Here is a 15861-nt window from a genome sequence, read left to right on the forward strand (position 1 = left end):
TATTAAAGATAAAAAATATTCCATGTTTACCTACAGTATTTCTCCAAAATTGTATCTCATCTTTAATTTGAAATTCTCTGGAGGGACAAAAAATTATTAGGAGATGTGTATGAGATTATTAATTATAGCGGTATTGCTTACAATACCTAGAGTTATTTTTGCCCAAGCTAGGGATACATTACAGGAAAAGAGTAGTTTTAAATCAGACACGACTATGATGCCTGCAACTTATAAACCTAAGGTTACTACGTTTATTATTCCATCAGTATTTATTGGTTATGGTGTGATATCATTAACCGGTGAGAATGTGATCAGGCGGGTTGATTATAGTACTAAGGACGAGTTGCAGGAAGATCATCCCTTGTTTGCAGCACATGCCGATGATTATATGCAGTTTGCCCCGGCCGCGGCAGTTTATGGACTTAATCTTTTAGGTATAAAAGGAAAGCATTCTTTGCTTGATGCTACCGGTTTATATGTATTGTCATCTGCAATTATGGGCGGAAGTGTAACGGCATTAAAGAAAGCTACACACAGGCTAAGACCTAATGGTTCAGGGTATACTTCATTTCCTTCGGGTCATACCGCCAATGCATTTGCTGCTGCTGAATTTCTAAAGCAGGAATATACGGATGTTTCACCTTGGTATGGTTATGCCGGGTATACAGTTGCAATTGCAACCGGTGTACTCAGAACCTATAACAATAAACATTGGGCTAGTGATGTTGTTGCAGGTGCCGGATTTGGTATTCTTTCAACTAAATTGTCGTACTTACTATATCCTAAACTGAAAAAGTTGATTACAGGAAAGGGTAGTTTTAATTATACAGTAATGCCATCCTATCAACAGCATAGTATGGGGCTTTCTTTAAGCGGTACCCTCTAATGTAACGTATTAGCTGAATAACAGGTTGTAGCTTATTGGTTTATAATGTATTTTTAGAAGGAAATACGCCCTGACTTATGATCGAGATTGTTATTCCATACATTGCCATAATTATAGTAATACTTTTTCTGGTGATGCTGGCCCAGAAGCTAAAAATAGCCTATCCGATAGTCCTTGTAGTTGGAGGCCTTGCAATAAGTTTATTGCCCGGACTGCCTGTAATTAGTATTAATCCTGAACTTATATTTATCATTTTCCTTCCTCCATTATTATATGAGGCAGCCTGGTATACCTCATGGAAAGATTTCTGGCGATGGAGAAGGGTGATTACGAGTTTTGCCTTTTTGATTGTGTTGCTTACTTCGCTTGTGGTTGCCTTGGTATCTCAAATGATCATACCAGGGTTTACATTGGCTTTGGGTTTATTGCTTGGAGGAATAGTTTCACCCCCCGATGCAGTGTCGGCAACCTCAATACTAAAGACAATAAAAGTTCCCAAGCGCATCACTGCCATACTGGAAGGTGAAAGTTTGCTAAATGACGCTTCAAGTTTAATTGTATTTCGTTTTGCCATTATCGCGATTAGTACCGGAAGCTTTGTTTTTCATGAAGCGGCATTGAGTTTTGTTATTGTGGTTTTAATGGGAATTCTAATCGGAATTGTAGTAGGACTAGTGTATTTTGCAGTTCATAAATGGATGCCAACTGATCCAAATATCGACATCATACTTACGCTAACTGCTCCTTACGTGATGTATATTGCTGCTGAGCACTTTCATTTTTCAGGGGTGCTGGCAGTAGTAAGTGGTGGGCTTTTTCTATCCTCAAAGAGTCACTTGTTCCTAAGTCACAGTAGCAGATTGCGGGGTGCTAATGTGTGGTCTGCATTTGGTTTTGTGTTAAATGGGCTTGTATTTATGCTTATTGGCCTGGAATTGCCGGTAATTGTAAATCAGCTCGGAAACGTAAGTTTAGGTGCCGCTATTGGTTACGGCGTGCTGATTACTTTGGTGCTTATTGTTACCAGGATACTGAGTACACTTGGAGCTTCTGTATTTACTGTATTTATCAGCCGCTACATCACCACAGCCGATAACAGGCCGGGTTGGAAAGGACCGGTTATTATAGGCTGGGCAGGCATGCGAGGTGTGGTTTCCTTAGCTGCTGCACTATCAATACCGACATATATAGGTGACGGAGTCCCATTTCCTGAACGAAATCTTATTTTATTCATCACGTTTACGGTGATTCTTTTAACACTTGTTGTACAGGGGATAAGCCTACCTTATGTGATTAAATGGGTTAATATGTCAGATCCTGATAACCACCTTCCTGAATCAGAAGAGGACTCAAGGATAAGAAAAATGCTTGCGGAACATAGTATGCAATATCTGGATGCTAATCATTCTGAAAGGGTTAAGGTCAGCCCGGGATTACAACAAATCAGGGCTAGATTAGAGAACGATTTAGCTTTTGAACATCCAGAATATGATCATCAAGAGAAAGATTACCAAGATGTTTACCTTCAATTACTAATTAAACAGCGGCTATTTCTGATAGCGCTTAATAAAGAACAGGATACAGATGAAGATGTGATTAGGAAATTGCAGGGGCTGATTGATCTTGAAGAAGAAAAACTCAGGATAAGATTTGACCTTTAACTATACCCTATAATTTAAAATGTTAATTAGTAGGATGTGGGGGGAGATCCTGTCCATCGTTTAAAGGCTCTTGTAAATGCACTTAATTCATTGTAACCTAGTATGTATGAGATTTCTTTTATTTGATGTTCCCCTGATTTAAGATATTTTAAGGCCAGTTGTTTCCTTGCCTGATCCGCTATATACTGAAAGCTTGTTCCTTCTTCTTCAAGTTTTCGCTGTAAGGTACGCACGCTCAGATTAAAATTTGCTGCCACATCTTTTATTGAGGAAATACCTAAGTAAGATTTTGTCAAAATATAATTGTAAACCATCATTTCAAATTTATCCGGTTGTGTATTGGATAGTTGACTGATATGCTGTAACAGTGTTTTTTGCATGCTGTAATTCCCGGTAATAATTATATCATCCCAGAATTTTGTGTCGAATTGAATACAATAGCTGTCGCCTCGATGGGGTTTGCATCGTAAAACACGCTCGTATTCCTGATTGTGTGTGATTTCGTATGGGAATGTTACTTTTCGAGGTTTTATTTTTTCTAAAAGCAACCCATCCAATTCATGAATAGTAAATGCCATGAAAAAATCTACCGTTTGTTTGTAGGCCAGGTTTGTTTGATCTACCTTTTTATACGGATAAAAAATGATATCGAATACATCAGACTTTACATTCACTTTCATACTGAACAGATCAGTTATTAAATGCGTTAACGCTGATGCCTGGGTTAAAGCATTCCCAATAGTGGTGCTTGTTTTAATGATTTCGCCAACGGCACCAAGTGCGGCTAGTTGCATTGATTCTCCAAAATGAAGGCCAAATAAAGAGTCTTTACTATTCTGAACAGCATTAAGCCAAACGTCATTCCACTGTTTTGGACTAAAGTTTACTATCTTGTTTTTCTTAATAGCTTCGAAATCGATGCCTGACAAGCTGCATAATTTTTTTACATCGAGATCTCTTTGTGCATAATAAGCAAGTAGACTTAATATAAAACGATGCTGATGGTTTTCCATTTAGTAAAGTTATAGATTAAGTTATTCATTAAAAATATTTGTCGTGAAAAGACAATACCTTGTCGCTTATTGGTAAGGGTAAGTCTCTGTATGAGCACTTTCTTTGTATTAGAAAATAATTAACAATTAAAATCAAAGAACATGGAAAATCAAGCGATGAATGTAGTTACAGAATTTTTAACTGCGGTACAAAAAGGAAATACAGAAAAATTAGGGACATTATTGCATCCGGAAGTAAAATGGTCGCAACCAGGAGATAACGTGGTTTCAGGATTTAAAAGCAGTGCTGGTGAAGTATTTCAAATGGTCGGTCAAATGTTTGAGCTATCCTCTAACACATTGGCTTTAACAGAAATAAAAGTGCTTGCAGAAAACGGGGACAGTATTGCTTGTCTTGTTCATTGGAAGGCCAAACACCCGAACGGTCAGGTTTTGGATATAGACAATATTGATGTTTATACCGTTGAGAACGGCTTAATCAAGAATGTTGTGGTTTACTCAGAGGATATTGATGTTGAGAATGAGTTTTGGAGAAAATAATTCAGTAATTATGAGTTTTTGAGTTACAGAGGATGGAATAATCCATCCTCTGTAACTTTCTTATTCTACTCCTTTGACTTTCATTGGTAGTGTATATATGGTTTTGCGAGCAGTAATGAATAATATGTTCCTGTCCTTTCCTGCAAAACACACATTACTTGGCCCATCTTTTATCTTTAATTCAGCAATCAGCTCTCCTGCAGGATTGTATATAAAAATACCTTGTCCTAAAGTAAGGTAAACATTGCCTTTTTCATCGAGTGTCATGCCATCAGACCCCTTATCGATGATCAGTTGTTTTCCGGTTAGTTCACCGTTTTTTTCGATACTATATTTGTAAGTTTTTCCTGCATTAATGTCGGATACATATAGATATTTGCCGTCTGGTGTGCCAACAATTCCATTTGGTTTTACCAGGCCATCGGCCGCTATTTTTGGCTTTTTGCTCCCTTTTGCGAGGTAATAGACATCGTCACTTTTAAGATCCGGTGAAGTTCTTTTCCAGTAATCACGTTGATAATATGGATCGGTAAAATACATATCCCCGTTTGGATGAATCCAAATATCATTTGGCCCGTTAAGTTGTTTACCATCCAGGTCATTCATTATAACCTTTACTTTTGCTGATGGGCTTATTGACCATAATTGTCCTTTTTCATCTGCACAGGTAATCAGGTTTCCTTTTTTGTCGAAGTATGTGCCATTGGCTCTACCAGCTTTATCAAGAAAAATGGAAAGCTTCCCATCAGTACTGTACTTCCATATTTTATCATTAGGTTGATCTGTGAAAAATACATTTCCGTTTTTATCAACAGAGCAACCCTCTGTGAAACTAAAATCAGATGATATAAGTTTAGCATCGTCTGCTGCAAATAGATTGCTTGGATGCGAAGTTAGGTTTTGTGCAAATAGAGAAGAGGATGAAACAGAGAGTAGTAGGGCAAGGATACTAAGACGTTTAATTTTCATGTTCATTTGGTTTGTGTGTTGATAAAATGTACAAGATAATGAAATGTGCCGAAATAATGTGACCGTGTAGTAAAATGTATAAATTTGAGACTATTTATCATTGATCACTACCGTATGTATATATCTAAGCAAAATCTGGCGACAGATGAAAACGAGATTATTGAATTTATTACTCAATATAGCTTTGCAGCTGTTGTAACTTCGGATAACGGTCGTCCTAATGCAAGTCATTTGCCTTTTGTGATAGAAAAAAGAGGTGATAAGACCATTCTGATAGCTCATTTTGCCAAAGCTAATCCGCAATGGAAAGAATTATTAAATAATGAAGTGCTGGTGATATTTTCTGAGCCACATGCTTACATCTCACCAAAGCTTTATGATAAAGAGTTAAATGTGCCCACCTGGAATTACATAGCCGTCCATGCCTATGGTAAAGCAGTTATTATGAGTGGAACCACCCAGATGCTGGAGGTTATGGAGAAATCAATAAATGCTTTTGAAGCTGATTATATGACCCAATGGAATAAGCTACCTGAAGAGTATAAATTGAAAATGCTAAATGGAATTGTGGCTTTTGAAATTGAAGTTTCTTCGTTTGAGGCCAGTAAAAAGTTAAGCCAAAATAAAACAAGCGCTGAGCAGCAAAGGATTATTGAATCTTTGAGCAGTAGCCAACATGATGTTGAAAGACAGATTGGGAGATATATGAAGAAAGAAACAAAAGATTTTTAAGTTTACTTTTATCTTGTACCTATTAAAATTTAAAATATTTGTAGAAATGCAAAAAACAAATAAGAATTGGATTTTACTTGTTTTTGGTATAATAATGAGCAATTCTTTTAAGACAAATGCTCAACAGATACTACCAATCAATGAAAAATCTTATACAGATAGTTTGCAGGCTATTTTGGAATCCAAACAATCCGATAGTATTAAAGCGCGAACCAGTTATTTATTGTCGGATTATTGGCGATCAAAAGATACCGTTAAGAGTAAAGAATATTTGATAAGAGGGAAGGCAATGGCAAGTAAATACCCATTGGTTAAGGCTCTTTATCCATTTTATGAAGGACAGTATTATTTTACGCGTAATCCTTCAAAAGCCGCTGAGGCTTTTATGAATGCCGAGAAGGAATTAGCTGCTTTTAAAGATAAAGAGGTTTACAAATTCAGGTCTGCAGCATGGTACAATTATGCCATAATGAAGAAGACAGAGAAAGGTGATGCTTTTGTAATTGATATCGCAATTAACAAAGCAATACCTTTGTCAGAAAAAGCTGGTGATGCTGAAAAAACCGCACATTATTATTCGCAATTGGGTACATTATTAATGTATAATGGCCAGTTTGATAAAGCTGAAATTTATAACAATAAGGCAATTGACTTATTGGAAGGTGAATATCCAAATTCATCAATTTTACTGCACGCTTATTTAGCTGCGACCAGCAATTACTGCTATCAGAAAAAAAAAACAGAAGCAAAAAATGTGCTTGATAAGGCAGGTAAAATGTTAAGGACTTATCCCAAATCCATTAACTATCCGAATTATTATTATAATGAAGCAATTTACTTAACCTTAACGGACCAGTTTGATAAGGCGTTGATAAGCTTGGGTAAAGGTATCCCACTAGCAAAAGAATATAACCAGACTATGCTTTGGCAGATGCTCGTTTTTAGGAAGTATGAGGTATTTGTTAGATTAAAGGAATTTAAAAAAGCTAAAGAAGTTTTATTAGGATTATTAAAAGAAGGCCCGCTTGCCGCAGATGCAAACAGTAGAAAGGCTATTTACGATCAGTTGGCTAAAACCAATGCGAGCATGGGACTAATGGAAGAAGCTTATAAATGGTCTACTGCTTATAGCAAAATGAGTGACAGTCTGAATGATAGTAAACTAAAGGAAAATATTAATACCCTGGAAGTCAAATTCAGAAATGCCGAAAATCAAAAGATGATTACTCAACTCGAGGCTGAAAATCAAAAAGCCGCTTTGTCGGCAAAAAACAACAAGCTCGCTAATTGGCTACTCGGTAGTGCGGTTATATTTATGATCGCGCTTGCTATATTTATTTTGTACTACTATAGAAATAGAGCAAAGCTAATATCAACCAACGCAATGCTGGAAGGTGAGGAAAGAGAGCGAACAAGAGTAGCCAGAGATTTGCACGATGGTTTAGGAGGGATGCTTGCCGGTGTAAAAATTAATCTTTCAGGTTGGGCAGAGCATCAGGGAGATAATATTAATAATGTTGAATTAGATAGAATCATTGGTCAGCTTGATAACTCTGTGAAAGAATTAAGGCATATAGCTCGAAATATGATGCCTGAAACCCTATTGAAGTTTGGTTTGGAGACAGCACTGAAAGATTTGTGCGAGTCAGTAATGACTAATGATATTAAAATTAACTTTCAGGCATTAAGTGTTAATGAGCAGATTTCTACTAAAACACAACTTACCATATATCGAATAGTACAGGAGCTACTATCCAATGCAATTCGCCATGCAAAAGCAAATAATATTATAGTTCAGTGTAGTCAGAATGATGATTCCTTTTACATAACTATAGAAGATGACGGTAATGGTTTTGATCCGGTAGTTGCAGGGAAAACAAAAAGCATGGGACTAATGAATATTAGAAATAGGATCGCACTACTGAAAGGAAAAATGAATATAGAATCTATAATTGATGAGGGTACTGTAGTTAATATTGAATTGAATTCAAGTCATATAAAATAAAAAATCCATCGCATGATATTTTATGCGATGGATATACAGAGCGTTTTATTTAGAAATAGCTTCAGCTTAAATAAAAGGAAAGGTTACACTGCCCGAAATGATTTCATTACCAGAAAACACCTCTGATTTAACCACTTTGTCATCTATCAATACTTCAACCTTAACTGTACCCCCAACATAGGATGTTACTCCAACACTAGCTCCATCCCCCATATTAACAGTTCTTTTGAACTTTTTTGTAAAAGGAATAGCTGAATCTGACAATACGGTGTGACCGCCGGTTTCATTGGTGTAAGAAATATTCATTTTTGCTAATCCAGAAGTTGTTGTTACCCTATACTCGATTGTTACTTCTTTTGGATAGCTGTTTGACTGGTCAGGGCCGTCCTTGTCTTTTCCGCATGATGCGAACATGACTACTGCTACTAGCATAGTCACAATCTTAAGCGTCGATTTTTTAAATGATAAAATGTTCATAGGTATTAGATTTAAATTTTCCATTGCAAAAATATTTTATGTTTTCAAGGAAGGCAATCACGTTAAACATGGTTTTTCTTCTACTGGTTTTCTGGTATTTTTTTTGCTTATAGATTGAGTTCCGAAATGATATCTATTTTTAAACGAAATGAACCGAAAAATTACCCTTGCCATTGTTGATGATCATCCTATTGTTGTCCAGGGCTTGCAAATGATACTTACGAATAATAGTGATATAAATGTAACTGGCTGTTTTACATCAGGAAGTGATTTTATCGAATTTTTAAAGAGCAGTGAAGTTGATATAGTACTACTTGACATAATGCTTCCCGATGGTAATGGGATGGACATATGTAAAGAAATAAAAAGTGTATCTCCAAATACGTGCGTTTTGGCTTTGAGTAATCACAGCGAACGAAGTATAGTAATGCAAATGCTACAAAATGGAGCAAGCGGGTATTTACTTAAAAATGTTTCGGTGCAAGAATTAACTAGCTGTATCTACGAAGCCCTTAATGGAGAAGTGGCCTTTAGCAAGGCGGTAAAAGAGATTCTTGCTCGTCCATCTGCCAATGATCTGAAAGGAATACCTCAACTCACTAAAAGAGAAAAAGAGGTATTACAGCTAATAGCTGAAGGAAAGACAACCGCATTAATGGCAAAGCATCTTTTTGTGAGCCCGTTAACTATAGAAACTCATAGAAGAAATCTGCTGCAAAAATTTGAAGTCAAAAATGTTGCTTCATTGATAAAAATTGCAGCAGATCAAGGATTTCTTAAGTTTATCGGTTAGTTTTTTTGATGAATTAATATTAATCTATGCATGTTGACAATAGATTTTTTATCATCACGCTTGAAATGTAGGGTTATGGCATTCTTGAAGTCATCCAGTTCAATATCGCAGAGATACGAATTTGGGTAAGATTTACGCTTTTCAGTATAAAAAGAAATAGGCTCACTTACTAGTTTTTGCCTTTGCCATATGGTGATTTCAGCACCATCATCGGATTTTTCCATATCAGCATACAACTTGTAATGACCTTTAGGCAGCTCACTAAGATCTATCTTTACTTGTCCGCCCCCTGTGGAATGCAAAATGTTCCCATCTATTTTTACAGCGCCACCAATCGTATACTGCATTAATTGAGGATAAACCATAAGGGTGTCGGGTATATACACCTTAGTTAGCTCCTGGTTTGGTAAAACAAGATTACTATTGATTGATTTGTCGGCATAATAGAATGCAACAGAAGTATAATCTCCAGGTTTATTGTTGTTTTCGGGGCCATGTTCAATGGTGTGTTTTATTTCTTTTTCAAATGGCATTTTGTCCGATATAAATAGCCTGTATCCTCCGGTTCGTGCGTATGGCAAAGAATAATCAAGTGAGCCATGAAGAGGTAAACTCATTTTTCGGTCCCAACGGTCAAGCAAAGCATACCACCCACCGTTAAAGTAATCTTCGGAGCCTGTTCCGTGCATTCTCATCTCGCCGTCGATCGTAGTTACATCATCACCCTCAAAGAACAATGTCATTCCTGGATTGAGACCTTGAGCTTGTAGAATTGTTCCGACATAATGCCCCTTGCCTTTACCCTCTAAAAATAAATGAGGTGTTTCTGGTTTCGTATTTTTATCTGGATTCCAAAAGGCATAGAATTTACCTTCTTTTGAAGGTTCATATTTTGTATCCTCAACATACACATCTGCCTCAATTTTTATGGGTGTTGTTCCCTGAGTACCCTCAAGTTGTAAAATTTCTATTTTTGCCTTTTTACTAAAGGGCATAGGGAAGTAAGCGTAATTGATGTTGTCAGCAGAGCCTAGTAACAGACTTTGCATAGATTCTTTGCCAAAGGCATAACCAAAAAAGTCTGCCACAGGCATAAATACTGCCGGTTGTTCATCGTCCCAGCTCATCTTAATTAAAACGTTTTTATTTAGACCTCTAAAAGAATCGGCATGATGTAATTTTATTCCGGTTATTCTTCCTCCTTCATTTATATCTGCAATGGTTACTGATTTGGAGGGTGTTAATATACTTTCAGTATGGATTGGTTGGCTATTTAGCTTAGTCACTTTGTGCCAATCATCACCAAGCGTAGTTAGTGCTAGTTTTTCCTGTTCATTAAGCTCAGAACTGAAATTTCTAACCTGGTAATTCTTAGGATAGCTTCTATATTGAATTTGGTAGAATTCCATTTTTTTACCTCTCGAAACGATTTTGCAACCATTCTTGAATGAAATTGGAAAATAACAAAAATAACCGCCAAGTTCATTACCTGCTAGTGGCGAAATAAAAGGAAATATTTTGCCTGAGAAAAGATCCGAAAAACGAATCGAAAAGCTAGGTTTTGTTGCTCCTCCGAAATAAAAGTCAAGCATATCATTATTCGGTGTTGGCGTCCAGATCCTGTTGATCACCCCGTTTCCTTTAGCTTCAAATATTACTAATGAGCTGTCAGCATTTTTGCGTATAAACGAATATTTACCACTAAACCCATCATCGTTGTTCCCCGTTGTATCGTACGAAGAGAACTGCTTTACTTTAGTGTCCTCCCAATACTTAGGCAGGTCTTGTATTAAACGTAATTTATTTAACTCAGTTGTTGTGCTTATTTGGTTGTTTTGGGCTATGGCATTAAGAGTTAAACCACTTACCAGTATGCATAGATAGGCTCTTTTCATCCGCTTAATTTAATTATTTTCATCAATAATTTCTAAAAATTACATCAAGAGAACACTTAAATGTAGATATCAATGTTAATATCCTTATATTTGCTAATATTTGTAGTATTTCAATTATTGTTATGACCGTTACAGTACTTCCAATTATAGAACCAGAATCTATTCCTGCGGCACCACTTGCTAAAGTTATGAATGAAAGATTACGCCGTTTGGCAACCGAGTTGAAGGAAATACACCTTGTAGAATTAGAATCTGTTGAACCTCTGTTTGAAGATCTGGTAATCTATATAGGTTATAATAATAAATATAGTATCCGTTGGAAAATAGTAAATGATGTTCCTTTGAAAATAGAAACCATTGTGGCTGATCAATGCGCATTGCTAGGGTATATTAAATGGAAAACGGCAACACTGAATAGCTTCCATGGCAGATAGTTATCCGCTAAGTTAACATATGGCTTTGACGATAAAGTTTTGGGGTCTTCCCTGTGATCATTTTAAAACTTTTGTGAAAAGAAGCAAAATTGTTAAAGCCCGATTCAAAACATATTTGCTTAATATCCATTTTGTTTTCAAGAATTAACTTGCAGGAATAGCCGATTCTTATTTCTACAAGGAATTTAGAGAAAGTCTTTCCGGTTCGGGTTTTAAAATAACGGCAAAAGGAATTTGACACCAAGTCTGCAACAGCTGCTATTTCTTCCAGCTGAATTTTTTTCTTGAAATTATTTAATGCAAAGTTGTAAATGTTATTCATCCGCTCGTTTTCAGATGCGCTATAATCGTATTTAAAGCCTATCGAAGAAAGTAAGGCAATTTGAGGAAGGTTTGCAATTGCCATTAAACATTCAAGAAGCGTTATTATTTTAGCTATGCCATCGCTTTGATATATTTTCTCAATATATGCAGCTATTTCTAAGGCATCTTTCTCTTGTACTAGAATACCTCTTTTGGCCTTTTCAAGAATGTTTTTAATAGGTTTGGTTTCAGGAAGATGTAGAAATCGTTCGCCAATAAAGTTGTCGTAAAAATGAATTACAGTCGAGTATGGCTCTTTTGATCCGGCATCATCAAAATAAGGGGAGTCATATTTCCAATAATGTGGTAAATCGCTTCCCACCAAAACAATATCTCCAGGTGCAAATCTTTTAATATTGTCACCGACAAACTGGGTACCGGTGCCCTTATGAAAGCAGATCAATTCTATTTCAGTATGGTAATGCCATCTGTTATTGATGTTTGGAATCATGTCTTTTCTTACGCTAAAAGAATGATCTGCACTGTTCGGAATTTTAAGGTGTTGAGGTTTCATCTCTGACTATTATAGCTAAAATATACTTCAAAAAAGCATATTGATGGTAATTATGTTAAAATAGCTTAATAAATGGATAAGCACACCATATTTCATATTTTAAAACATGCTTCCTTTATACCATCAATTACAAAATTATTTGATGTTATCTGTAAAAAAAGAAAAAAGGAAGAAAAACGATGGACAGCTGCCACCAATAATTTTTGGTACAAGCAGTTTAGGGAATTTGTATCAGTCTGTGAGTTATGAAACTAAGCGAAACATAATAAAGGAATGTATTGAGCATTCTCTTGGAAAAGCCTTGTTTGATACGGCCGGTAAATACGGAGCCGGTTTGGCGTTGGAAGTTTTAGGTAAAAGTTTGGCAGATTTAAATGTTCACCCGGATGATGTTGTGATATGCAATAAGCTGGGATGGTATCAAACCGAATTGCTAACTCCAGAACCTACCTTTGAAAAAGACGTTTGGGTTGACTTGAAAAATGATGCGGTTCAGCAAATCAGCTATGAGGGTATTATAAAGTGCTTTGATCAGGGGAACAGTTTGCTGGGTATTTATTCTGCAAAGATGGTTTCTGTTCATGATCCTGATGAATATTTAGCTGCGGCAAAAGATGAAAAAGAGAAGGAGCAAAAGTATCAGGATATTCTTGAAGCTTATAGGGCACTTACCGAATTAAAAAAGCAGAAATTAGTAACTTCAATTGGTATTGGTGCTAAAAACTGGAAGGTAATTGAGCGCGTAGCTGCTGATGTAGAATTGGATTGGGTAATGATTGCGAATAGCTTAACGGTAAAGTCACACCCAGAAGATTTAGTCAGATTTATTGCCGACTTAAGGGAGAAGAATATTGAAGTTATTAATTCGGCCGTATTTAATGGAGGATTCTTAATAGGAAGTGATTTTTACAATTATCAAAAAGTAGATAAGCACACTGTAGAAGGTAAAGCACTTTATCAATGGAGAAACAATTTTTTTGCCTTATGTAGCAAGTTTGATGTTAAACCTGCCGAAGCGTGTTTTGATTTTGGTTTTAATATACCGGGAGTAAGTAGCATCGCCTTAAATACAACCCGTCCTGAGAAGATAAGCGAAAATATAATGATGGTAAATAAGAAAATTCCGGAAGATTTTTGGAAAGCCATGCAACATGAACAATTAATATCGACACCATTAAACAGATGAAAGCGTTAGTTTGTAATACTCCGGGGGAGTTTGAATATATAGATAAAATATCACCAGATCTAATAGAAGGATATACTAAGTTGAAGATTAAGGCTGTAGGAATTTGTGGCACAGATTACCATGCTTATCAAGGAGTTCAGCCCTTTTTTAATTATCCCAGAATATTGGGCCACGAAATTGCTGCTGAAATTGCTGAAACTTCAGCGAAAAGCTCATTTAACATAGGAGATAAGGTAACAATAAGCCCATATTTTTATTGTGGTGAATGTATTGCCTGTCGCAACGGGAAGACAAATTGCTGTGAAACAATGAGGGTCTGCGGTGTACATATAGACGGAGCAATGAGTGAATACATTCTTGTCCCTGATTATGCCTTAGTCGCAGGTGAAGGTTTGAGTGAAGATGAACTGGTATTGGTGGAGCCGCTCGCTATTGGCGCTCACGGTATCAGACGAGCAAGCGTTAAGCCCGGAGAATTTGTTCTGGTTGTAGGTGCCGGTCCTATAGGTTTAGGAACCATGGATTTTGCCAGAATAGCCGGTGCAGAGGTAATTGCTTTGGATACTAATCTGCAACGTTTGGAATTTTGCAGAGATAAGTTGGGGATAAAGCATATTATAAATGCCACGTCTGACAATGTTTTTGAGCGATTAAAAACGATAACAAATGGTGATATGCCCACAGTTGTAATTGATTGTACCGGAAATTTGAAAGCCATAAATAATGCATTTCAGTATATGGCGCATGGTGCTCGTTTTGTTTTGATAGGTTTACAAAAGCAGGAAATAAGTTTTAGTCACCCCGAATTTCATAAAAGGGAAGCAACATTATTAAGTAGCCGCAATGCACTGCCAATTGATTTTGAGCATGTGATTTCGTGCATAAGGAATGGGCATATAAAGCCATTAAATTACATCACTCACAAGCTGAAATTTGAAGAAGTGAAAGATAGGTTTTCAGACCTTATTGCCTTTGAAAATGGTTTGGTAAAAGCCGTGATTGTATTCTGAAAGCAGGATCTGGAAAACCTATCCGGGAAATGTCTACTTAGAAATTAGCTTTTTTAATTCCATTAATAGCTCAATATCTTTTTGCCTTATTTTTCCTTCTCTATTGGGAGGCGTGTTTAAAATTAAAATATTATTTTGGGCAGTAGTTATTTTATAATCCTCAACCAGTTTATCTATGGACTTATATGTAGTGTCTTTGGTGTTATAAAACCATTTTGAACTGATGCATATAGTAGATTCCCAAGGCATATAATAATTCTCATTATTGTGAGAGAATATTTTTGGATCAGGCGTGGCAGGGAGGTATGGGTCACCTAATCTAAAGTCGCTTGGGAAGTATCTGATAGGGTAGCCTTCTTTTTGTTGAGCAGGTAAAACCATATGTTGATCAGCATTTCCAGGTGCACCTATAGACCAGTTAATTCCTATTTGGCATTGTGGCTCTTTAGATTTTATTGCTTTATAAATCTCAGCAGCAGGCCATCTGTTGTTTTGCTTCACCCAGCCTCCGTCAAACCAAAACTCTACAACTTTAGTTTTGGCTTTCTGAGTTATAGCAATTAACTCGTTGATTTGATTCACCATAAAATCATTATATGCTTTGTCCTGAGTTGTGTCCTCGGTCTTCGCATTCTCATGCCTGTCCCATAAAGAGTAATATAATCCTAAACCTATATCGTACTTTTTGCATGCTTTTGCTACGGCTTCTATCACGTTAGTTTTGTTAGCAGCGCTATTTACATCGTAGGTGGTATATTTACTATCCCAGAGGCAAAATCCGTCATGATGTTTAGTAATAAGTATTACGTATTTCATCCCGGCATCTTTAGCGGTTTTAACCCATTGTTCTGCATCAATTGAAGATGGATTATATGAAGTTGGCGGTAATGTTCCGTCAGTCCATTCCTCATCATGGAAAGTGTTGATGCCGAAATGAATAAACATCCCGTATTTACGGTTTATTTGTTCTAATTGGTATTTGCCAGGTTTTGAAGAGGGAATGGGCTTTGTAATACCTTCCTGGGCTAAAGAAAATTTTACCATTGCAAGCAATGCTAAGGAAAATAGAATGTGTTTTTTCATTTAGTGGTTTAGATTTTGGTTCAATTTGATAATTCACCAGATCTGATAAATAATGCTTAGTGAATCGGAAGGTAAGGAAGTAATTCGGCAAATCAGATCTTTTATCCCCACCTAAAACTGCGCAAACGTTTGTGTATAATACGTTTAAGTGCTTATTTTGCCTCTTTTTGTTTCGGCTTTAGAACATTGGCCCTGATGTAAAATAATTACACACAATAGGGTGTTAATTATAAGTTAATATTTATGTTTTATAGAACTTGATTTAATCATTTTAATACCGAAGATCTAGTTTGTTTAAAC

At 36.3% G+C, this 15861-nt stretch carries 15 protein-coding genes; 9 read left to right on the forward strand and 6 right to left on the reverse strand.

The annotated features are described in order from the left end of the window. The first annotated feature begins 109 nt into the window (after positions 1 to 109). Positions 110 to 886 carry a phosphatase PAP2 family protein gene (locus AC6CH7_RS26000; protein ID WP_498265476.1) on the forward strand — a complete coding sequence of 259 codons (777 nt, stop codon included), beginning with the start codon at positions 110 to 112 and terminating at the stop codon, positions 884 to 886. 77 nt (positions 887 to 963) lie between these two features. Beyond that, the gene (locus AC6CH7_RS26005; RefSeq protein ID WP_498265477.1) at positions 964 to 2547 is read left to right on the forward strand and encodes a Na+/H+ antiporter; all 1584 of its coding nucleotides are present in this window, start codon (positions 964 to 966) and stop codon (positions 2545 to 2547) included. Positions 2548 to 2573: 26 nt separating this feature from the next. Here the strand turns inward: AC6CH7_RS26005 and AC6CH7_RS26010 are convergent, their stop codons facing one another. Further along, complete coding sequence (locus tag AC6CH7_RS26010) at positions 2574 to 3560, reverse strand: AraC family transcriptional regulator (protein ID WP_498265478.1); 987 nt, start codon at positions 3558 to 3560, stop codon at positions 2574 to 2576. A gap of 141 nt (positions 3561 to 3701) precedes the next feature. On the opposite strand from AC6CH7_RS26010, the gene AC6CH7_RS26015 reads away from it, so the two are divergent. Further along, on the forward strand, positions 3702 to 4100 hold the full coding sequence (locus AC6CH7_RS26015) for a nuclear transport factor 2 family protein (RefSeq protein WP_498265479.1): 399 nt from the start codon (positions 3702 to 3704) through the stop codon (positions 4098 to 4100). A gap of 60 nt (positions 4101 to 4160) precedes the next feature. On the opposite strand, the gene AC6CH7_RS26020 is transcribed toward AC6CH7_RS26015, so the two are convergent. Further along, entirely contained in the window at positions 4161 to 5069 is a 909-nt protein-coding gene (locus tag AC6CH7_RS26020; protein WP_498265480.1) for an SMP-30/gluconolactonase/LRE family protein, read from the reverse strand. A gap of 84 nt (positions 5070 to 5153) precedes the next feature. On the opposite strand from AC6CH7_RS26020, the gene AC6CH7_RS26025 reads away from it, so the two are divergent. After that, a complete protein-coding gene (locus AC6CH7_RS26025) occupies positions 5154 to 5801 on the forward strand; it encodes an FMN-binding negative transcriptional regulator (protein WP_498265481.1) in 648 nt (215 codons plus the stop codon). A 46-nt stretch (positions 5802 to 5847) separates the two neighbouring features. Further along, a complete protein-coding gene (locus AC6CH7_RS26030; RefSeq protein ID WP_498265482.1) occupies positions 5848 to 7806 on the forward strand; it encodes an ATP-binding protein in 1959 nt (652 codons plus the stop codon). 66 nt (positions 7807 to 7872) lie between these two features. On the opposite strand, the gene AC6CH7_RS26035 is transcribed toward AC6CH7_RS26030, so the two are convergent. Further along, the gene (locus tag AC6CH7_RS26035; RefSeq protein ID WP_498265483.1) at positions 7873 to 8283 is read right to left on the reverse strand and encodes a hypothetical protein; all 411 of its coding nucleotides are present in this window, start codon (positions 8281 to 8283) and stop codon (positions 7873 to 7875) included. A gap of 148 nt (positions 8284 to 8431) precedes the next feature. On the opposite strand from AC6CH7_RS26035, the gene AC6CH7_RS26040 reads away from it, so the two are divergent. Then, entirely contained in the window at positions 8432 to 9076 is a 645-nt protein-coding gene (locus tag AC6CH7_RS26040; protein ID WP_498265484.1) for a response regulator transcription factor, read from the forward strand. Here AC6CH7_RS26040 and AC6CH7_RS26045 read toward each other — a convergent pair. Continuing rightward, positions 9073 to 10971, reverse strand: a complete 1899-nt coding sequence (locus AC6CH7_RS26045) for a glycoside hydrolase family 172 protein (protein WP_498265485.1) — start codon at positions 10969 to 10971, stop codon at positions 9073 to 9075. The two genes, AC6CH7_RS26040 and AC6CH7_RS26045, sit on opposite strands and share 4 nt — an antisense overlap. Before the next feature lie 122 nt (positions 10972 to 11093). Between AC6CH7_RS26045 and AC6CH7_RS26050 the strand changes: the two genes are divergently transcribed. Then, on the forward strand, positions 11094 to 11405 hold the full coding sequence (locus AC6CH7_RS26050) for a hypothetical protein (protein ID WP_048906015.1): 312 nt from the start codon (positions 11094 to 11096) through the stop codon (positions 11403 to 11405). 7 nt (positions 11406 to 11412) lie between these two features. Here the strand turns inward: AC6CH7_RS26050 and AC6CH7_RS26055 are convergent, their stop codons facing one another. Further along, positions 11413 to 12282 carry an AraC family transcriptional regulator gene (locus tag AC6CH7_RS26055; protein ID WP_498265486.1) on the reverse strand — a complete coding sequence of 290 codons (870 nt, stop codon included), beginning with the start codon at positions 12280 to 12282 and terminating at the stop codon, positions 11413 to 11415. 106 nt (positions 12283 to 12388) lie between these two features. On the opposite strand from AC6CH7_RS26055, the gene AC6CH7_RS26060 reads away from it, so the two are divergent. Further along, the gene (locus AC6CH7_RS26060) at positions 12389 to 13468 is read left to right on the forward strand and encodes an aldo/keto reductase (RefSeq protein ID WP_498265487.1); all 1080 of its coding nucleotides are present in this window, start codon (positions 12389 to 12391) and stop codon (positions 13466 to 13468) included. Beyond that, entirely contained in the window at positions 13465 to 14478 is a 1014-nt protein-coding gene (locus tag AC6CH7_RS26065; RefSeq protein WP_498265488.1) for a zinc-binding alcohol dehydrogenase family protein, read from the forward strand. The genes AC6CH7_RS26060 and AC6CH7_RS26065 overlap by 4 nt, the downstream gene beginning before the upstream one ends. A 33-nt stretch (positions 14479 to 14511) precedes the next feature. On the opposite strand, the gene AC6CH7_RS26070 is transcribed toward AC6CH7_RS26065, so the two are convergent. Further along, positions 14512 to 15561, reverse strand: coding sequence for an alpha-L-fucosidase (locus tag AC6CH7_RS26070; RefSeq protein WP_498265489.1), 1050 nt, complete (start codon positions 15559 to 15561; stop codon positions 14512 to 14514). Positions 15562 to 15861: the final 300 nt, after the last annotated feature.

It is taken from the genome of Pedobacter sp. GQ55 (genome assembly GCF_059758925.1).